This is a genomic window from Bradyrhizobium sp. CCGUVB23 (genome assembly GCF_024199885.1).
GTDB lineage: Bacteria > Pseudomonadota > Alphaproteobacteria > Rhizobiales > Xanthobacteraceae > Bradyrhizobium.
The window spans coordinates 905,870-924,178 of record NZ_JANADQ010000001.1; the positions used below are offsets into that span (position 1 = coordinate 905,870).

Annotated in this window: 17 protein-coding genes and 3 pseudogenes; 12 read left to right on the top strand and 8 right to left on the bottom strand. The window is 62.1% G+C overall.

Features of this window, described 5'->3' with window-relative positions; all coding sequences use genetic code 11:
• Positions 1–3 precede the first annotated feature (3 nt).
• From NLN62_RS04085 to NLN62_RS04100, 4 genes are read right to left on the bottom strand one after another with little or no spacing between them, the layout of a single operon-like run.
• Positions 4–3,150, bottom strand: coding sequence for an efflux RND transporter permease subunit (locus NLN62_RS04085; RefSeq protein ID WP_254107482.1), 3,147 nt, complete (start codon positions 3,148–3,150; stop codon positions 4–6).
• Positions 3,147–4,220 carry an efflux RND transporter periplasmic adaptor subunit gene (locus NLN62_RS04090; protein ID WP_254107483.1) on the bottom strand — a complete coding sequence of 358 codons (1,074 nt, stop codon included), beginning with the start codon at positions 4,218–4,220 and terminating at the stop codon, positions 3,147–3,149. Before NLN62_RS04090 ends, NLN62_RS04085 begins: the two co-directional genes overlap by 4 nt.
• On the bottom strand, positions 4,220–5,341 hold the full coding sequence (locus NLN62_RS04095) for an efflux RND transporter periplasmic adaptor subunit (protein ID WP_371932910.1): 1,122 nt from the start codon (positions 5,339–5,341) through the stop codon (positions 4,220–4,222). Before NLN62_RS04095 ends, NLN62_RS04090 begins: the two co-directional genes overlap by 1 nt.
• The gene (locus tag NLN62_RS04100; protein ID WP_254107485.1) at positions 5,338–6,210 is read right to left on the bottom strand and encodes a sensor histidine kinase; all 873 of its coding nucleotides are present in this window, start codon (positions 6,208–6,210) and stop codon (positions 5,338–5,340) included. Before NLN62_RS04100 ends, NLN62_RS04095 begins: the two co-directional genes overlap by 4 nt.
• A 207-nt stretch (positions 6,211–6,417) precedes the next feature.
• Here NLN62_RS04100 and NLN62_RS04105 point away from each other — a divergent pair, with 207 nt between their 5' ends.
• Positions 6,418–7,080: a TetR/AcrR family transcriptional regulator gene (locus NLN62_RS04105; protein ID WP_254107486.1), complete on the top strand. Its 663-nt coding sequence runs from the start codon at positions 6,418–6,420 to the stop codon at positions 7,078–7,080.
• Between the two features lie 13 nt (positions 7,081–7,093).
• On the opposite strand, the gene NLN62_RS04110 is transcribed toward NLN62_RS04105, so the two are convergent.
• The 3 genes from NLN62_RS04110 to NLN62_RS04120 all read right to left on the bottom strand — a co-directional run bounded on the left by NLN62_RS04110 (position 7,094) and on the right by NLN62_RS04120 (position 8,549).
• Complete coding sequence (locus tag NLN62_RS04110) at positions 7,094–7,750, bottom strand: TetR/AcrR family transcriptional regulator (RefSeq protein ID WP_256576079.1); 657 nt, start codon at positions 7,748–7,750, stop codon at positions 7,094–7,096.
• A gap of 11 nt (positions 7,751–7,761) precedes the next feature.
• The gene (locus NLN62_RS04115) at positions 7,762–8,190 is read right to left on the bottom strand and encodes a hypothetical protein (RefSeq protein WP_254107488.1); all 429 of its coding nucleotides are present in this window, start codon (positions 8,188–8,190) and stop codon (positions 7,762–7,764) included.
• A 101-nt stretch (positions 8,191–8,291) separates the two neighbouring features.
• Entirely contained in the window at positions 8,292–8,549 is a 258-nt protein-coding gene (locus NLN62_RS04120) for a hypothetical protein (protein WP_254107489.1), read from the bottom strand.
• 174 nt (positions 8,550–8,723) lie between these two features.
• Between NLN62_RS04120 and NLN62_RS04125 the strand changes: the two genes are divergently transcribed.
• The 9 genes and pseudogenes from NLN62_RS04125 to NLN62_RS04165 all read left to right on the top strand — a co-directional run bounded on the left by NLN62_RS04125 (position 8,724) and on the right by NLN62_RS04165 (position 15,108).
• Positions 8,724–8,930, top strand: coding sequence for a hypothetical protein (locus NLN62_RS04125; protein WP_254107490.1), 207 nt, complete (start codon positions 8,724–8,726; stop codon positions 8,928–8,930).
• Positions 8,927–9,085: a hypothetical protein gene (locus NLN62_RS04130; RefSeq protein WP_254107491.1), complete on the top strand. Its 159-nt coding sequence runs from the start codon at positions 8,927–8,929 to the stop codon at positions 9,083–9,085. The genes NLN62_RS04125 and NLN62_RS04130 overlap by 4 nt, the downstream gene beginning before the upstream one ends.
• Before the next feature lie 280 nt (positions 9,086–9,365).
• Entirely contained in the window at positions 9,366–9,983 is a 618-nt protein-coding gene (locus NLN62_RS04135; RefSeq protein WP_254107492.1) for a hypothetical protein, read from the top strand.
• 37 nt (positions 9,984–10,020) lie between these two features.
• Entirely contained in the window at positions 10,021–10,629 is a 609-nt protein-coding gene (locus NLN62_RS04140; RefSeq protein ID WP_254107493.1) for a PepSY domain-containing protein, read from the top strand.
• Positions 10,630–11,118: 489 nt separating this feature from the next.
• Positions 11,119–12,291, top strand: coding sequence for a DUF3734 domain-containing protein (locus NLN62_RS04145; protein ID WP_254107494.1), 1,173 nt, complete (start codon positions 11,119–11,121; stop codon positions 12,289–12,291).
• 31 nt (positions 12,292–12,322) lie between these two features.
• On the top strand, positions 12,323–13,114 hold the full coding sequence (locus NLN62_RS04150) for an acetoacetate decarboxylase (protein ID WP_254107496.1): 792 nt from the start codon (positions 12,323–12,325) through the stop codon (positions 13,112–13,114).
• 84 nt (positions 13,115–13,198) lie between these two features.
• Positions 13,199–13,986, top strand: a pseudogene (locus tag NLN62_RS04155) (3-hydroxybutyrate dehydrogenase).
• A 77-nt stretch (positions 13,987–14,063) separates the two neighbouring features.
• The gene (locus tag NLN62_RS04160) at positions 14,064–14,432 is read left to right on the top strand and encodes a hypothetical protein (RefSeq protein ID WP_254107498.1); all 369 of its coding nucleotides are present in this window, start codon (positions 14,064–14,066) and stop codon (positions 14,430–14,432) included.
• A 67-nt stretch (positions 14,433–14,499) separates the two neighbouring features.
• A complete protein-coding gene (locus NLN62_RS04165) occupies positions 14,500–15,108 on the top strand; it encodes a hypothetical protein (protein WP_254107500.1) in 609 nt (202 codons plus the stop codon).
• Positions 15,109–15,182: 74 nt separating this feature from the next.
• On the opposite strand, the pseudogene NLN62_RS04170 reads toward NLN62_RS04165, so the two are convergent.
• Positions 15,183–16,083 (bottom strand): annotated as a pseudogene (locus tag NLN62_RS04170) (VOC family protein).
• A gap of 52 nt (positions 16,084–16,135) precedes the next feature.
• Here NLN62_RS04170 and NLN62_RS04175 point away from each other — a divergent pair.
• Positions 16,136–17,362 (top strand): annotated as a pseudogene (locus NLN62_RS04175) (bifunctional 3-(3-hydroxy-phenyl)propionate/3-hydroxycinnamic acid hydroxylase); the annotation flags it as partial.
• Positions 17,363–17,390: 28 nt separating this feature from the next.
• Complete coding sequence (locus NLN62_RS04180) at positions 17,391–18,248, top strand: fumarylacetoacetate hydrolase family protein (protein ID WP_254107502.1); 858 nt, start codon at positions 17,391–17,393, stop codon at positions 18,246–18,248.
• Positions 18,249–18,309 lie beyond the last annotated feature (61 nt).

Genomic DNA, 18,309 nt, shown 5'->3' on the forward strand with positions numbered 1-18,309 from the left:
GTTTTAAGCTTGTGTTTCGAGAACCGGCATAGGCGCGTCGTGCTCTGAGATCCCTTCACGCGTGTTGCGTGCCAAATCCACGGGCCCGTGCGGCAGTTCGTGATTGTCTTGCTCGGGGTGAATCCGGAACCACGCCACATACAGCGCCGGCAGGAACAAGAGTGTCAGCAGCGTACCGACGATGATGCCGCCCATCATCGCGTAAGCCATAGGGCCCCAGAAAATCTCGCGCGCGATTGGAATCAATGCGAGACTTGCAGCCGCCGCGGTCAATAGAATTGGCCGCATGCGATGCTCGGTCGCCTCCTTCACCGCTTCCCAGGCTGGTCGTCCCTCCTTTTTCAAATCTTCGATCTGCACGATCAGGATCACCGAGTTGCGGATCAGAATGCCGATCAGCGCCAAAACACCAAGGATGGCGACGAAGCCGAGCGGCGCACCGCTCGGAAGCATCGCCATGACGACGCCGATGAGCGCGAGCGGCGCAACGGCAAACACCAGGAACAGCCGGGAGAAGCTCTGTAGCTGGACCATCAGCACGGTGGCCATGACGAACAGCATGAGCGGGACGACTGCAATGATTGGCGCCTGGCTTTTGGCGCTTTCTTCGACGGAGCCGCCGATCTTCACCGAATAGCCTGCCGGCAGCTCCTTGGTGAACTCGGCCACCTTCGGAATGAGCTGGTCCACAATCGTCTTCGGCTGGACGTTGCTGACGACAGCCGCCTTCAAAGTGATGGTTGGAATCCGCGCGCGTCGCCAGATCGTTGGCTGTTCGAGTTCATAGCGTAAATTGGCCACGGCGCCGAGCGGCACCGACTGCCCGCCGAGGCCGGTCAACTGCAGATCGCGGAGCGTATCGATCGAGGCACGTTCTGCCGCGGTGGCGCGTCCGGTGACGTTGACGAGATAGATGCTATCGCGCACCTGCGTGATCGGCGAGCCATCAAGTACGGAATTCAGGGTCGTGGCAATGTCTTCCGACGTCACCCCGAGCTGGCGCGCCTTGTCCTGGAGGACGTCGACCTTGACGACGCGGGCAGGCTCCATCCAGTCGAACACCACGTTGCCAAGATCGGGACTGCTCCGGACGATGCCGGCGAGCTTCTGCGAGAGTTCGCGGACTTTGGCGATATCGGGCCCGCTCAGGCGATACTGAACCGGACGTCCCACGGGCGGCCCGACCTCCAGCAGCTTGACGTAGGTGTCGGTCCCCGGAAACGTTTTCTTCAGATAGTCCTCGAACTCGGCCTTGATCTTGTCGCGCGCCTTGATGCCGCCCTTGGTCACGATGACCTGCTGTCCGAACCAGGTGTTTGCAGTCTGCAAGTCGAAGGACAGCACGAACCGCGGGGCTCCAACGCCAACATAAGTCGACCAGTGATCGACGGAAGCGTTGCCCTGCAACTGCTCGCGCTCAAAGCGAGCCATCTGCGCATTGGTGTTGGTGATCGAGGCGTTCTGCGGCAGGTTCCAATCAATCACTAGCTCGGCACGATCCGATGACGGAAAGAACTGCTGCTGCACGAACTGCAGACCCACCATGGCGACCAGGAAAGCCGCAACCGTCACCGCAATGGTGCTCCAGCGGTGGTGCATGCAGAACAGAAGCAGGCGCGCGAACATTTGCGCGACGCGGCCCTTCTGCTCGTGATGACCCTTCATCTTCGCAGGCAGGATCGTGACGCCGAGCAATGGCGTGAACAACACCGCAACAATCCACGACACGAGCAGAGAGACCGCAATCACCACGAAGAGGGTGAAGGTGAACTCGCCGGCATTGCTGCTGTTGAGCCCGATGGGGATGAACCCGGCCACGGTGACCAGCGTTCCGGTCAGCATCGGAAACGCGGTCGACGTATAGACATGGGTTGCCGCCTTTTCGAGGGGATCGCCGACCTCGAGCCGCGCCACCATCATTTCGACGGCGATCATGGCGTCGTCGACCAGGAGGCCGAGGGCGATGATTAGCGCACCCAGCGAAATACGCTGCAGGGAGATGCCGGAATAAGCCATCACCACGAACGTGATGGCAAGCACCAGCGGAATGGCGATGGCGACCACGAGTCCGGCGCGCAAACCGAGACTCAGGAAGCTGATGACGAGCACGATGATCACGGCCTCGAACAACGCCTCCGTGAAGCCGGAGACGGCATGCTCGACCACCACCGGCTGATCGGCGACCAGGTGCACGGCGACCCCGATCGGCAGGTCGGCAATGATCTTCGTCATCTCCTCCTTCAGTGCCTCGCCGAAATGCAGCAGGTTCGCGCCGGACTTCATGCCGATCGCGAGCGCGATCGCAGGCTGGCCGTTGTACCTGAACAGGGTCTGTGGCGGATCGGCGTAGCCGCGCGTAATGGTCGCAACGTCCGTCAGCGGAAAGAAGCGATCGTTGATGCGCAGATTGACCGCCCTCAGGCTCGCCTCGGAGGTGAACTGACCATTAACGCGGACGCTGATCCGCTCCGGTCCCTCCTGGAACACGCCAGATGGCGCGACTGCGTTCTGCCCCTGCAGCGAGTTCATGATCGAGTGAACGTCGAGGCCGAGAGCCGCAACCTTTCGGGTAGAGAATTCGAGATAGATCACCTCGTCCTGTGCGCCGAGAATGTCGACCTTGCCGACATCAGGCACGGTCAGCACCTTGGCTCGGATATCCTCGACCTCATCGCGGAGCTGTCGCTGGCTCAAGCCGTCGCTGGTGAAGGCGTAGATGTTGCCAAACACGTCGCCAAAGCGATCATTGAAACCGGGTCCGATCACGCCTTGCGGGAAGTCGCCCTTGATGTCCGCGATCATGTTGCGGACTCGGACCCAGGTGGGCTTCACATCCGCCGCTTTGGTGCTGTCGCGCAAGTAGACGAAGACGGTGGTCTGGCCTGCGACCGTCACGCTCTTGGTGTAGTCGAGCGATTCCAGCTCTTCCAACTTCTTCTCGATCCGGTCTGTGACCTGGCGTGTCATCTCCTCGGGTGTGGCGCCGGGCCACTGGACCTGGATCACCATGGTCTTGATGGTGAAATCAGGATCTTCCTGCCGCCCGAGCTGGAGGTAGGCAAAAAGGCCTGCCGCCATGAAGGCAATCATGAAATACCAGACGAGCGAGCGATGGCCGAGCGCCCAGTCGGAAAGGTTGAACGACTTCATGGTTTCTGATCCTGTTCGATACGGACTTGCTGTCCCGAGTTGAGGCTGTGGACGCCGGCAGTAACGACGCGCGCGCCGGGAGCAAGTCCGGCGATGATGCGAATTCCGCTTGGGTCGGCGATGCCATCGATTTTCTGCAGCGACACGGTGCTAGCGGGCTGATCGACCACCCAGACGAAATTGGCGCCGTCCTTGGCGAGCACGGCCGATGCGGGCAGGCGCAGGATCGGGGTCTGATCCTTGCCCAGCTTTACCGTGACGGTTGCGCCGAGACGAAAGCTTTCCGGGGGGTTGTCGAGCCCAATCCGAACTCGCCGCAGGCGCGTCACCGGATCGGCCTGCGGCGCGATTTCGCGAACCCTGCCTTCGACCTGAACCGCTGGAAGGAGTTGCAGGCTGACGGTGAACGGCAGACCGATTTCGAGCGGAGCAGGAAGATCCTCGCCGATATCGACGACGGCTTCGCGGATTTCGGGCCTTGCGACCGTGACCACGCTTTGGCCGGGGGAGACCACCTGGCCGACTTCCGCGCCGACTGCGGTGACGACGCCACCGAAGTCGGCCTTGATCTGCGCATATCCGAGTTGCTCGATCGCCTTGGTCAGGTTCGCTTGTTCGTGCGCGACGGTTGCTTCGGCACCGGCGCGGGCCTGCTCGGCATTGTCCAGCGTCTGCCTGGTGGTCGCATCGCTGGTGATGAGCGTGCGCTGCCGCTCCTCCGTCGCTTTTGCCGTTGCAAGCTGCGCCTGGGCCTTCGCAAGCTGCGCTCTTGCCAAGCGGACGGCAAGGTCGAGAGCCGTGGGATCGAGGGCGCCGACAATCTGGCCTTCGCTGACGAGATCGCCGACATAGACGGGACGCGAGGTCAGCCGTCCGAGCACGCGGAAGCCGAGATTGGTCTTGTAGCGGGGCTCTACGACGCCGACGGCAACCGTCCGATCTCCGTGGTTCGGCTCAACGAGCATTGAGAGCACGGGTCGAACCGGCTCCGGCGCCTTCGTCTCCTCATGACACCCGGCGAGCAGCAATGCCGGCGCCAGCGTGCCGGCGATCATGACCTGGATCTTCATTACCGGTCTCCTTCAAAGGTCACAAGCTGGCCAACGCTCAATAGCTTGCCGCCGTCGATCACGACGCGTTCGCCGGGCTCGAGCCCCGCCTTGATCAACACCTCGCCCGCCTCGTAGCCACCGAACGTTACCGGCTTCAGCGACGCGGTTCGCGTCGAGGCGTCGACGGTCCAGACGGCGGCCTCCTCGCCCGCCGCCATCAATGCGCTCCAGGGCAGCGCAATCTGCTGCTGCGGCACGGCCCTCACCGTTCCTGCGATGGCGCTGCCGAGCGTCATCGCGGCCGGCGGATCCGGGATCGACACCTTGACGCGGATAGTGGAGCTCTTCGCGTCAACGGCCGGAGAGACTTCCCTGACCTGCCCGATCGCCGTCAGGCTTGGATCGGAGAGCAGCGCCAGCACGACGTTGCGGCTGGCGGTCTGGCCAAGGAAGGCGGATTCGTAGACGTCGAAGACGGCATCCCGCTCTCCGTCGTGCGCCAGCGAGAATACGGGTTGCGCCGCCGGCACCACTTGGCCGACCTCCAGGTTGCGTGCGGTGATGACGCCCTCCGCCTCGGCGCGCAATGTGGTATAGCCAAGCGCGTCCCTCGACGTGCCAAGCTGCGCTTTTGCCGCCTCCAACTCGCTTTCCGCAGCTCGCAAGCCTTCCTGTGCCTGATCGTAGACCGTGCGGGTGGTGAAGCCGCTTGCGATCAGCGCTTTCTGCCGCTCGAAGGTAGCTTTCGCCACACGCAATTGAGCTTCCGCGGACGCCACTGCCGCAGTCGCGGCATCGACATCGGCCTGCTGCTCCGCCGGATCGATAAGCGCCAGGACCTCGCCTGCGTTAACGTGCGCGCCGACATCGACCATGCGCGCAATCACGCGGCCACTGATGCGGAACGAGAGATCGGCATGGAAGCGCGCCTGGACCTCGCCGGTCAACGTGAGGGAGGCCTGCCGTTCCCGCGGCTGCACGACCGCCGTGCGGACAATCGCTGCGCGGCTGCTCGTCGGTGCGGCGTGGTCATTGCAGCCGCCCAGCGCGGTTGCGACAAGCGCGACCGCCACGACGAGAGCCTTCGACGCACCTCGAGATCGAAGGTTGCGGGTATTATTGGAAGCCTGGAATGTCATGGCGCGTCCGTGCGATGGGAAGGTGACAACAACTCGCCCAGCACATCAGGGGCCTGGCGCGGAACAGCCAATTCGCCCCCGTGCTGGCGAGAAAGTTTCGGTTCGGGTTGGCTTGCAACAATGCAGCTGCCGTGATCGGGAGTGATCGCTCTTGCAACGAGCTTTGTGGCAATCGAAGCAATCGCTCGCGTCCGGCGCCGGGGCTTCACCTGGCGCGTCGCAATCGTCGAGTTCGCCCTTCGCTCGCGCTCGGTCAGCGGGAAGGATAGGACGACCGACGTGAACTCCGCGCCGAACCCCTGCTCGATTCGACCACCGAGGGCTCTGGCAAGGTCCTTGGCAATTCGCAATTCACGGTCCGAGGCGTCCCGCGCGGACCGCGAGCCGTTATCCACGATCACGCAATTCGCCAGGGCACCGATGCGCGTCAGCTTGATCTTGATCTGTCCGGCACGCCCGTCGAAACAGGCGTGCCTTGCAGCATGGGTCACGAGTTCATGGACGATCAGGCCAATCCGCCAGCAACGTTCCGGTTGAAGCGCGAGAGACTGGGTTGCAAATGCAAGCCGAATGTCCATTCGATCCAGGAGCGCCCTTCGCATGGCGCAGCCCAGTTTGCGGACATAGGTCGCCGTTTGGAGTAGCGTCTCGCCTCCCGGCATCGCCAGCGCCCGGTGCACGTCGGCGTAGCCATGCAGCAGTTCGACGACGTCGCTTAAGGCATGCTTGGCCTCCGGTCCGTCGACTCGGATGGCCGCGGCAGAGACCAAGCTAATGGCCGAGGCTACTCCATTGGAGACCCTGTGATGCAGCTCGCGCAGCAGGGCACCTTCCTGCAAAGCCGGCGGGTCTGGGGTGAACACAGTCACGACAATCTCCACAATCGGTTCGGATGATCGGGCCGAACGCCTACCCTTTGCGCCCCCGACCATCCGGAGCAGCCGCCGATGCCGCCAGGGAAACGGCCGCAGCACCTAAATATACTAAACCGTATATTTTCTTTTTCTTGCCTTTTTCCAACACCCGTGTCAAGTCGGAAGCAGACGCGCACAGCCTCGTGATTGGGAGATCGACACGTGAAGAAGACCAACAGCCCGAAGCGGGGCCGGCCGCCCAAGGATCTTGCCGGCGACGCGCAGACCCGCATTCTCGATGCGGCCCAGCAGCTGTTTCTCGAGAAGGGCTATCGAAGCGCCAGCATCGACGACATTTCCGAGATGGCTCCCGCGAGCAAGCCGACGATCTATGCCCACTTCCCCGGCAAGGAAGCGCTGTTCGCGGCGGTCGTAGCCCGCACCATTAGCGGGTTGACGGATTTCGAGGGCTTCACTCCTGAAGGCCGCACGCTCCATGACAAGCTCATGAGCCTTGGCACGGCAATCGTGGAAAGGGTGATTGAGGAATCCCTTGGCATGGTTCGCGCCACGATTGCCGAGGCGCAGCGCTTCCCAGAGTTGAGCCGCAACGTGCACGACGCCGCGCGAGATCGCTCCGTAAGCGCCGTTTCCCGGCTTTTGAGCGAAGCAACCCAGAGGCTCTCGCGCTCACCCAAAGGTCCCTTTAGCGGGAAGCGAAGCCTCGTCACCGCTCAGATCTTCCTGGATTTGATTCTGCTTCCGATGCTGTTTCGGTCTCTGGTGGGCGAACCACCGAAAGACTTGAAAAAGGAGCTGCCCACTTTCATGCGCGAACGCGTCGGCTTTTTTCTCGCAGCTTGTGAGGCAGACTGGACGCCATGAGCCGGCAGGCCGATTAGCTCTGGTAGACCGTCGCTCGACGTAGATCAGGCTGCACATCCACCAATTGGAGGGGCATTCCGTAGCGGAGCGCGCCCATGCAAAACTTCATCATATCTTCGAAGGTTGGCCGGACCGTCAACGATCTGGTCTGTGACGGGTTGACATAGGTATCCATCGCTTTCAGCAAACAGCATGTCAGCACCGTCGGACTGCCCGGTCGAAGCTCACCGCTGGCTTGTCCAGCAACGATGATGGACCGCACCACTCCGTGGACCTTGTCGGCGTAGGCAAGAGTAACCGGCCAATTGGCAGCCACCGCAGCAGCCACCAGTTCGTGCAATCTGGTGTCGTTCGCCGCCCGAAATTCATGCACTTGCGACCATGCCTTTAAGGTACCGCCTAGCCGCTGCAAAACCGAGGCATCCCTGCGAACCGCTGTTGCAGCTGCCATGAGTGTCTCCTCCAGCAGTTCCGCTACGACGGCCTCTTCAAGGGCTCGCCTTGAGACAAAGAACCGATAGACGTTGGCCGAAGACATCGATGCTCCTCGCGCGACATCGGCCACCGTTGTCTTCCTGTATCCGAAGTCGCGGTATGAACAAACCGCCGCATCAATGATGCGTCGATGCGGACTAGACGAACTGTTCCGAGGCGCTGGCTGTCGTTTCATCACGTCTGGCCTCAGCGGGACGGAATGATCTGCAGTTCGCGCCTGCAAGCTTCTCCGAACTCTCGCAACGGGTCCATCTCTTCCATGAAACTGGGCAAGTCGACGAATGATCTGTTCGGGGCAAGGTAGGCTTCGACGATCAGACGGCCTACCCGCTCTGCCGCGCGAACCACCTCATCGCTGGACAAGATACGCATGCGACCAATCAGCGCGTACAGATGCACGAGCGCAGGGATCTCGGATCGGTCGCTGACGAGCGCGTCGGCGTAAAGTCGCGAGGCCTCCTCGATAAAGCTACGATACAGCTTTTCGCGCTTCGAGAAGGCATGGGCATGGTGGCGCTCGCGCAGGGCCCGGCGCCTTGTCATCCACCCGCTGATGATTGTCGAGACTGCCCCAAAAGCTGAGCCGCCGAAGGCGGCCAAGGCAGGAACATACATTGTACTCATGGCGCTCATCCTTGTTTGGTGCCCGACAGGACCGAGAATCGCGGCGACTTTGCCGAGAAACGGTCTATCCGCCGCTTCGGGCACACGTCTCACTATCTGGCTTTAACCGCGGCAGCGGCCGCACCCTGCTCGAACACCGATCGGCAGGCCTCGCTGAGATCCGACTTTCGTTGCCTCAGACAGGTCTCTACCCGCGTCGGGTCTGGGATGTAGCTGGCGCATAATCGGAACGCGTCCGGGGTACAGGCTGCCCTCTGCTCGGGCGTCCCGCGCTCTTCCTGTGCGAAGGCACCTGCGCTGTTGAGCGAGGCCAGCACCACCACGGTGCAAACGAAGGCGGACTTGAACATAGCGAACCTTTCCCTGCTTCACGCAGCCATTTTCGATCGAGAAGCGCAGCCTCAGGCTCCGCAATCCCCGCCATCCCTCGCCCGAACACACGCTTGTGAGTTTGCTCACTTGACAGGCACGGGGGCGCGGGCTGTATATGCACTATACGGTATAGTGTATTTAGGAGCTCGGAAATGTCAACCTTGTTGTTGTCGCTTGCGAGGGAAAATCCCTGGCCGGGACTTGCGGTCGCGTCCCTCAACCTCATGGTCGCGCTGTTTCTCGTAGGTGTGAGCCTGCTGCTGGGTATCGCGATTTCACTACTCGCCTGCGTACATGCGCTCGTCGACCGCGAGCCGCCAGCCTTGGCAGACGCTGGCAAACGGAGGGCCGTCGCATGACATCGGCGCTACTGCTCGTCCGCGATTGCATCATCTGCGGGGTCACCCTCTGGCTGGCACCGGTCGAATGCGTATTCGACATGATCGAGTCAGAGCTCGTGCGCAGGGGAGTGGAGCTCGAGGACGTCGACGAAGTTGCGCGGCACGCTGCCTGACGATTACGGCCCAGATCCCACATGCTGAACTACACTGTAGTCTTCGACGTCATCCAAACCGATCCGACCAGCGGACGTGAAATCTGGACGGGGCTCACGGGCACTCGATCGGCTCTCGCGCGCGATGGATGCACGATCGACCCGGCGGCGACCGTCTATTGCCCAAGAGAATGGCTTGACGAGCGTGGCTACGTCGATGCCGCACTCGCACGCAGACATCCCCGACCCTGGAGCATCTGACCATGAACCACGTTCATTTTACCGTCGGGAACCAGCTGTCATGAGCAGGAAATCCGTTCTGTCGCGGCACGCGAGCAGTTTGGTCGAGGCCGAACTTCCGTTGCGGAGTTATTTTCTCTCGGTCGGGGGAGCGTTGCTGTTGCTGCTGCTGGCAGCGGATTGGGTACTTCCCGCGCCACTGCCCGGCAGGTTCGCAGAATCGGACCCGGTCCTCCCGCCGATCCGCATCCATTCCGATGCGAAGCAACCAGAAGCGGTCATTATCGACACCAACCAGCCCGTCGCGGTGTTCGCGGACAACGCAATCGCCGCGGCTCTCTCGCAGACCCCGGGCGCGGCTGTGGTCGATGCCGCCCAGCCGCCGGGTCTGCCCGGGCACACCGATGTCGCCGACAGTAGTCGCGCCACGGCACCGACTAACTTACGCCTCCGCGAAAGCATGGCGGAGCTGAGACCGCCTGCTACCCATCCGACGGGTCCAGACAGGAGGCGCGGCGAGCTCAGCTCGGCAGCAGAGCACAAGCCCACTCAGTCACGGAAAGGGAAGCCGCGACGATCCGTTCGTGGTCCGAAGTTGGATAGCGCTGTCGGCTGGTGCCATTGGAGCCGCGAGCGCGGTTCTTGCCTCAATGCCTTCTCGTCCCCTCACGTCAATTAACTCGTCACCGTTAGTGGCTGAAACCAAGGACTTACCAATGCCGAAGAAGCTCCTATTCGCCGTCCTGCTAATGTCTGCCACGCTCGCCGCGACCGGCGCGGCCGCCGAGGTTAACCACGCGCCTGTGGACGCCGAAAGTCGAGGCGCAGTCGCTCAGAGCGAGAGCGAGGAGAAGGCGATTCGTCGCGTGCTCGAGCAATTTCGGGCGACGCAGGTGCCACTCAGCCAGGCGATTGCGATCGCCGAGCACCTGCATGAGGGCTCGAAGACCGCGGACGTCAGCTTCGAGACATCCGGTCCATCCGTCTATCGCGTGCGCACAGTGAAGAATGAGCGGGTCTGGGAAAACGTCATAGATGCGAACACCGGAAGCGTGACAAATAAGGAAGTTGCTTCGTCGTTGAAGGAGCTGGATCGAGAAGACCTCTCCAACATCATCGCCTTGAAGTGGATCAAGCATGAGCTGTCGGATGCCGTGAGGGTCGCCGAAAAGGCCGCCGAAGGCAACGCGCTGGCCGGAGGACTGATAAAGCAGGACGGCAAACTGAACTTCGTGATCGTCGTCGCCAGCGGCGATCGCCTGAAGGAGGTCATGCTCGAGCCGCCCAAAGTCGGAAAGCAGGCGTCGCCCCAGCTCGAACGGTGACACGACCGACCAACGCACGACCTTGTGAGTTGCTTTAGCACCCTATCGGACTAATAAATAAACTATACGGTATATTTTCTTTCTGAGGTCAACCTGTGTCCGTCGTTCGAAATCTGGCCGGTCGGTTGAGACCGGAGCCGCGGCTCGCATGCCTGAGCTTCGCCCTGGTCGCCACGCTTGCATGCGCGAGCTTGCTTCCAGATGCGCCACCGGGCCATCCGCTGCCCGATTCGGCAACTGACCACCCGCGCCACGGCAAATCTGCCTGCACTGCTGTCGGCCGGCCACCTCTGCATATCGGCGCGAAGCCCCAAACTGACGGCAAACAGCCACATGAGGTGGAGTCGCCAGCAGCAGTGACGCGCGCGAAACCACTCAGGGAGTGGTCGCTTTAGTTATCTCCTGCTCAGCACCTCAGACGATCTTCTCGTATCCGATCAGCCGACATCATCGGCCTCGCGCCATTGCAAACTCAAGAGCACGCCCGTCATGAACTTCCAACCTCGGCCTCACCTCACACCCGCTCAGCGGCGGTTACCCTTTGATTGCATCGCTCTGCTCTTGCAGGGCGGCGGCGCCCTCGGAGCATATCAGGCCGGCGTCTACGACGCCCTGGCCGAAGCCGATATCCACCCCGATTGGGTTGCCGGCATTTCGATCGGAGCCATCAATGCTGCCATCATTGCCGGCAATCCGCCCGAAGCCCGGGTCGAGCGACTGCGTGAGTTCTGGGCGCAGGTGACGTCGACGGGCCCGTGGAACTGGTCCGGCGGACCCCTCCTCGATTGGACGCGAAGCGACAATACGCGCAATCTCATCAACCAGATGAGCGCGGGCTTTGCCGCGGCATGCGGCGCAACCGGATTTTTCTCCGCGCGCCCCCTTCTACCCTGGCTTCACGCCGATGGAACGAGCGATGCCACCAGCTTTTACGACACTGGTGCGCTCAAGACCACGCTGGAACGACTAATCGATTTCGATCGCATCAACGCAGGAACGACGCGCTTTAGCGCGGGTGCGGTGAACGTGCGAACTGGCAACTTCGTCTATTTCGACAACACGACACATACGATCCGGCCGGAGCACATCGTGGCGAGCGGCGCGCTGCCGCCCGGCTTTCCAGCGGTGGAGATCGAGGGCGAGCATTATTGGGACGGAGGTCTCGTTTCCAATACGCCGTTGCAGTGGGTGATCGATTGGGGCGCCGCGCAGGACATGCTTGCGTTCCAGGTCGATCTCTGGAGCGCGCGCGGTCAAATTCCCCGCAACATGGCCGAAGTCGTCACTCGCCACAAGGAGATCCAGTATTCGAGCCGTACGCGCGCCAGCACCGACCAGTTCAAGCGTGCGCAGCGCCTGCGTCGCGCGCTTACTGATCTTTTAGGCCGCCTTCCCGAAGATCTCAGCGAACACGAGGACGTGAAGCTCCTCAGCACGGCCGTCTCCCAGAATGTCTACAACATCGTTCACCTGATCTATCGCGCGCGGAACCACGAGGGCCACTCCAAGGACTACGAATTTTCCCGCCTCTCGATGCAGGACCACTGGCGCGCTGGCTATCACGACGCGCTGCGCACGCTGCGTCATCCCGAGGTGCTTGCTCGTCCTTCCAGCCCCGACGGCGTCTTCACCTTTGATCTTGAGCATGATGGCCGCGAGTAGCTGGGCGGACCAACCTTTTGGGAGAATGCGAATGCGTGAAACTGATGTCAAACAACGGGCTTTTGCGATGCCGCTCACCAACCCGGCCTATCCGCCGGGGCCTTACCGGTTCACCGATCGCGAGTACCTGATCATCACCTATCGCACCGATGCGACAAAGCTGCGCGCAGTCGTGCCCGAACCGCTCGAAATCGACGGCCGCGAGGCACTCGTCAAATACGAGTTCATTCGTATGCCGGACTCCAATGGCTTCGGCGATTACACGGAAAGCGGCCAGGTCATCCCCGTCTCTTTCCGCGGGCGCAAGGGCGGCTACACGCATTGCATGTTTCTCAACGACGAGGGGCCCATTGCAGGTGGACGCGAGCTCTGGGGTTTTCCGAAGAAGCTCGCGCAGCCGACCTTACGTACCGAAATCGACACGCTGATCGGCACGCTGGATTACGGTCCAGTCCGGATCGCAACGGGCACAATGGGCTACAAGCACCGTGAGGCCGAGCTGGCGAAGGTCAACGCCGCTCTCAACGAGCCGAACTTCCTGCTCAAGATCATTCCTCACGTCGATGGCAGTCCGCGCATCTGCGAACTCGTCGAATACCACCTCGAGGACATCGTGCTGAAAGGAGCCTGGGCTGGGCCGGCAGCTCTCGCCTTGACGCCCCACGCTCTGGCACCCGTTGCCGAGTTGCCGGTCCTGGAGATCGTCTCCGCCGTTCACATCCGAGCAGACCTCACGCTCGGTCTTGGGAAAGTGGTCCACGACTATCTGCAACAACCGGTTCGACGCTCACTTCGGGCCGAGGAAAAAGCTCTGGTCTTCTAAGTAGAACGTCGCGGGAAGCCGGAAGGACGTTCCGGCTGGCAAAATCTTCGATTTTTTTTGCGAGCCACAGATAAGGTAAACGAGATGGGAATTCTGAAGGGTAAAACGGCCGTCGTAACCGGCTCAACCAGCGGCATAGGTCTTGCGTGCGCCCGTGCATTCGCGGGCGCCGGTGCCAATATCGTGCTCAACGGGATGGGTGCGCCGGCCGACGTCGAGAAGGAGCGCGCTGCAGTCGAACACGATTTTGCGGTAAAGGCAATCTATTCGCCCGCGGACATGGCGAAGCCGAAAGAGATCGCCGATCTCGTCTCCGTTGCTGAGAAGACGCTTGTAGCGTCGACGTCCTCGTCAACAATGCCGGTATCCAGCACGTCTCTCCAATCGAGGAGTTTCCGGTCGAGAAGTGGGACGCGGTCATCGCGATCAACCTCTCCGCCGCCTTCCATGCCATCCGCGCTGCCGTGCCCGGCATGAAGAAGCGCGGTTGGGGCCGCATCATCACCACGGCGTCGGCGCATTCGCTGGTCGCCTCGCCGTTCAAGTCGGCCTATGTCGCGGCCAAGCACGGCATCACCGGTCTCACCAAGACGGTCGCATTGGAGCTCGCCAGATCGAAGATCACCTGCAACTGCATCAGCCCTGGCTACGTCTGGACACCGCTCGTGGAAAAGCAAATCCCGAATACGATGGAGGCACGGCGTATGAAGAGGGATGAGGTGATTAACGACGTCCTGCTCGCAGCGCAGCCCACCAAGGAATTCGTCACCGTTGAGCAGGTGGCCTCGCTCGCGTTGTTCCTGTGCAGCGACGACGCTGCCCAGATCACCGGCGCAAATCTGGCCGTCGATGGCGGCTGGACAGCCGCGTAAAGCGGTACAATTCGGCTTCAGAAGCGCGCGACGGCACGTTAATGCCGTCGAGGGCTCGCAACCCGGACGTCAACACTATGTCTCCCACCGTAAGCAGCAACCAGACCGATGAATCCAACGGCAGCGAGGTCTTGCACCGGCGTAACCGTTCGGAGCGCAATGTTGCGAGAGGCACGCTTCTCGCACTCGCCGAAGATGAGAACCTGACCAAGGCCTTGCGCCTGCGCGAGGACGCCTTTAACGAGGACGTGCTGCCCGCCGGGGCAGAGCTGAAGGCTCCGCGGGATTTCTACGCTGCGATCGAGGCGGAGCGCGTGATGCGAAGCCAGCAGCAGCCATCACCCGAGCAAATTGCCCGCCACAAAGGACAATGTCCTTTCCTCATCTGGCAGCTTGAGGGCCAAGTTGATTGGCGCACAGCAGCTTGCAAGCAGAGACATGGTTGACGCAGGTCAACGCGAGCGAAGCCAAGCTCAGGGATCATTTCACTTCAGCAAGTCAACGGAGACGGCAATGTCACAGCAGAGCAGCATGCATTTTTATCTGAACTGGGCCAAGGAGCGGATCGACGAGATGGATGCCGCACTGGCTTCGTTCGAGATCAAAGCCGGCGAGGCCAAGGCCGAGTCCAAGGTCAAAGCCGATCAGATCGTCGCCGATCTGAAGGAGCGCCGCGACGAATTCCAGGCGCAGTTGAAGACGCAAGCGCAAGCCGGCGAAGCTGCCTGGGCGCGCGCCAAGACGGACCTTGAGAAGCAGTGGAACGGGTTCGAGGCGCAGATGAAGACTTACTTCGAAAGCGCCGGCAAACAGATCGAGCAGCAGCAGGCCACGTTCAAGCAGGTCGCCGCCGCGCAGGCAAAGGCCTGGGGCGAAGCAGTGGACAAGTTCCGGGAGACGGCCGGAAAAGTGGCCGCGGCCCACACCGGCGACTTCGACGCAGCTCTCAAGCAGATGAAGGCCGACGCGTCCGAGGCGGAAGCGCGTGTGCAGCAGCTAAGGCAGGCGGGCACTGAGTCCTGGTCGGTGCTGAGCGCGGCGCTCGCGGAATCCCGCAAGGCGTTCGACCAGGCCAACCAGGCCGCATGGAATGCCTTGAAGGGCTCGGCACCCAAAGGCTAACACGATCTCCAGGGGATGTTGATATCACGCAACATTCCCTGGCTTTCCCAAGGAGGGTGATCCGAACTCGGCAATTATTCCTGCGCGATCACCGCATCGAGCCACGCGCAGTTTAACGGCTGCACGCTGGGATCCGGCACGCGCACCCCGCGCGATGCCGCCGCCAGACGCATCTCGCGCAGACGCTTGCGCTGCTCCTCCGGCATGTACAACCGCTCATGCCCCCACAACGAGGGCCCGTCAAAGGTCTCGTGGGGCTGCCAGCTCGTGGGATCAATGACCCGTCCGCCCCAGCCATACTCGATGAAGAAAGCCGCAAGGCGTGTTGACGTAGAGCGAGGTCATGTGGTCGTTGGTGTGGCGCCCCAACGTATAGCCAATGCGCCCTTCTTCTAACTGAGCAACGTCATAGCCTTGGCCGACGTCATCCAGGCTACCGACCTCGACCATGAAATGATGCATCGCCTTCTTGCCCGAGCCGACCATGGCGAAGCTGTGATGGCGGCCGTTGACGTGGAAGAAATAGAGTCCATAGGGCTTCAGGCCGAAGTCCGACACCTTGAATCCAAGCACGTCGCGGTAGAACGGCAGCAGCGCCTCGACATCCTCGACATTGAGCACGGCATGGCCCATCCCCAGCGCGCCGGTGCGAAAGCCCGAAATCGGCCGTCCCGGCCGGAACGGCTGGGAGGCAAGGTCGGGCTTGCAGAATGCTTCGAGCGGATTGCCGGCGGGATCGCTGAACGAGATCAACTCGCCGACGTGGCGCTCATCAGCGAGCGCGCGCAAACCGTGCCTGACCTTGACGCCGGCGTCCTCCAGGCGGGCAGCAAGGCGGTCGAGGTCCGCACTGGTCGGTACTTCCCAGCCCATCACACCGAGGCCGGCGTCGCTGCTGCCGTCCACGATCAGCCGCTGCTTGCGGTCATCCATGCGGAACGCGCGGATCGCGCGGCCGCGGTCGACCTGCTGCATGCCAAGCAGGCGGGTCGCTATCTGGCTCCAGTCGTCGAGCTGCCGCGATTTCCAAGAGCTCACGGCGATGGGCTGGCATCTCAGCTATCGCTTTCACCAGCCCGATCTCGAATACATTCTGATCAACGGCCTGCGGCGCTGGCCCAACGTAGAGCTCCGCAACTGCTGCGACGTGTTCGCGCTCGATCAGGACGACCGCGGCGTGCGCGTGCGTTATGAGAATCTCACAAATCGGCAAATTTCGGAGGTCCGCGCGGCATTCGTGGTCGGTTGCGACGGAGCCCGTTCGCTGGTGCGGCGCTTCATCGGGTCCGGCATGGACGATCTCGGCTTTCACGAGCGCTGGCTGGTGATCGACGCTCTGCTAGAGCGCGAGCGGCCCGATCTCGGCAACCACAGCATCCAGCATTGCGATTCCCGCCGGCCAGCGACTTACATCCGCGGCACAGGAAAGCGCCGGCGCTGGGAGATCACCGTGCATCCGGACGAGGATGCTCAGACGATCACGCAGCCCGCGAAGGTTTGGGAGCTGCTGTCCCGCTGGATCTCGCCGGACGACGCCGAGATCGATCGCGCCGCCGTCTATACCTTCCATTCGGCCATCGCCAAGCGATGGCGCTACAGACGCCTCCTGCTCGCCGGCGACTCCGCACACCAGACGCCGCCGTTCCTGGGCCAAGGCATGTGCGCCGGCATCCGCGACGTCGCGAACCTCGCCTGGAAGCTTGGCGAGGTCATTGCCGAGCGTGCCAATCCGAGACTCCTCGACAGCTATCAGAGCGAGCGTTCGCCCCATGTCCGCGAGTTCATCGAGCTCGCGATCCGCCTCGGCAGCGTGATCAACACCAAGGCCATGGATGCCGGTCTGTCGCCTGGCCAAGCGCGCGAGAATGCGCCGCTCAAGCTGGAGGTGCGCAAGCCCTTGCTCGGGCCTGGCCTCGCGATTGACGCGCTTCCGCTCGCCGGAGAGCTTGCCCCGCAATTTATGCTGACCGATGGCCGCCGCAGCGACGATCGAACCGGCTACGCCCCTGTCCTGCTGATCGAGAGACCCGCCGCGCTCTCCGCGCGCGCCTGTGCGGCGCTCACGCAGGCCGGAATGGACGTGCTGAGCAGTGAGGTCGCAGCAGATATTCCGCACTGGCTCCGAGAGCACAACGTGCACGCCGCGCTGATCCGTCCCGACCGCTATGTGAGCGGTGCGGCGCGAACCGATCCCGAACTCGACCTGCTGGTCGCAACAGCGTGCGCCTCTGCTGATGTGCCGAGTGCGGCCTGACCCACTTCGGAATGTTGAAGGATTAGTTATGATACTGCTTTCTTTTACAGTGGACGACCGATCGAGCTACGGCGGTCTCAAGGACGATGGCGTCGTGGACCTTGGCGCTCGCCTCGCGCGCGAAGGCTGCCCAACCCTGCGCAAGCTGCTCGAAGCGGATCGGCTGGCGGATGCGGCACAGATCGTGGCGTTGAGCCGTCCCGATCATCCCCTGAACAAGATCTCCTTTGCGCCCGTCATTCCCGATCCTGACAAGATCATCTGCGTCGGGCTCAACTATCGCGATCATGTAGCCGAGGTGGGCCGCGCGGTGACCGAAAAGCCGGCGCTCTTCGCTCGCTTTGCATCCAGCCAGGTCGGACATGAGCAGCCGCTGGTGAAGCCGAAGGTCAGTGACAATTTTGACTATGAGGGTGAACTAGCTGTGATCATCGGCAAGACCGGCCGGCACATCCCGGCAAGCCGCGCACTCCAGCATGTCGCAGGCTATGCCTGCTACAACGAGGGCAGCGTCCGAGACTGGCAACGCCACACCAGCCAATTTCTTGCCGGCAAGACCTTTGCCGAGAGCGGCAGCTTTGGGCCCTGGTTTGTGACCACGGACGAGATCCCGGATCCATCCGAGCTGACGCTGCAGACCAGGCTCAACGGTAACGTCGTGCAGAACACGACCACGGATCGCATGATCACCGCGGTCCCTGAGCTGATCGCCTACGTCTCGACAATCTGTCCGCTCATCCCCGGCGACGTGATCGTCGCGGGCACCCCCGGCGGCGTCGGCCTGAAGCGCACGCCGCCGTTGTGGATGCGCGCAGGGGACACGGTGGAAGTCGAAATTTCCGGCATTGGGACACTGCGCAATCCGGTGATCACCGAGCCCGCATAGCGGCCTCTCGGAACAACGTCGCGACCGACGACGGGAAAAATTCTCACAACAACAGATCGAG

Excerpts from the sequence above, each read along its gene's own strand:
- NLN62_RS04130 (WP_254107491.1), top strand. The coding sequence starts at position 8,927 with ATGACATCGGCGCTACTGCTCGTCCGCGATTGCATCATCTGCGGGGTC.
- NLN62_RS04140 (WP_254107493.1), top strand. The coding sequence starts at position 10,021 with ATGCCGAAGAAGCTCCTATTCGCCGTCCTGCTAATGTCTGCCACGCTC.
- NLN62_RS04165 (WP_254107500.1), top strand. The coding sequence starts at position 14,500 with ATGTCACAGCAGAGCAGCATGCATTTTTATCTGAACTGGGCCAAGGAG.
- NLN62_RS04135 (WP_254107492.1), top strand. The coding sequence starts at position 9,366 with ATGAGCAGGAAATCCGTTCTGTCGCGGCACGCGAGCAGTTTGGTCGAG.
- NLN62_RS04125 (WP_254107490.1), top strand. The coding sequence starts at position 8,724 with ATGTCAACCTTGTTGTTGTCGCTTGCGAGGGAAAATCCCTGGCCGGGA.
- NLN62_RS04160 (WP_254107498.1), top strand. The coding sequence starts at position 14,064 with ATGTCTCCCACCGTAAGCAGCAACCAGACCGATGAATCCAACGGCAGC.
- NLN62_RS04115 (WP_254107488.1), bottom strand. The coding sequence starts at position 8,190 with ATGTATGTTCCTGCCTTGGCCGCCTTCGGCGGCTCAGCTTTTGGGGCA.
- NLN62_RS04090 (WP_254107483.1), bottom strand. The coding sequence starts at position 4,220 with ATGAAGATCCAGGTCATGATCGCCGGCACGCTGGCGCCGGCATTGCTG.
- NLN62_RS04085 (WP_254107482.1), bottom strand. The coding sequence starts at position 3,150 with ATGAAGTCGTTCAACCTTTCCGACTGGGCGCTCGGCCATCGCTCGCTC.
- NLN62_RS04095 (WP_371932910.1), bottom strand. The coding sequence starts at position 5,341 with ATGACATTCCAGGCTTCCAATAATACCCGCAACCTTCGATCTCGAGGT.
- NLN62_RS04180 (WP_254107502.1), top strand. The coding sequence starts at position 17,391 with ATGATACTGCTTTCTTTTACAGTGGACGACCGATCGAGCTACGGCGGT.
- NLN62_RS04150 (WP_254107496.1), top strand. The coding sequence starts at position 12,323 with ATGCGTGAAACTGATGTCAAACAACGGGCTTTTGCGATGCCGCTCACC.
- NLN62_RS04145 (WP_254107494.1), top strand. The coding sequence starts at position 11,119 with ATGAACTTCCAACCTCGGCCTCACCTCACACCCGCTCAGCGGCGGTTA.
- NLN62_RS04110 (WP_256576079.1), bottom strand. The coding sequence starts at position 7,750 with ATGAAACGACAGCCAGCGCCTCGGAACAGTTCGTCTAGTCCGCATCGA.
- NLN62_RS04120 (WP_254107489.1), bottom strand. The coding sequence starts at position 8,549 with ATGTTCAAGTCCGCCTTCGTTTGCACCGTGGTGGTGCTGGCCTCGCTC.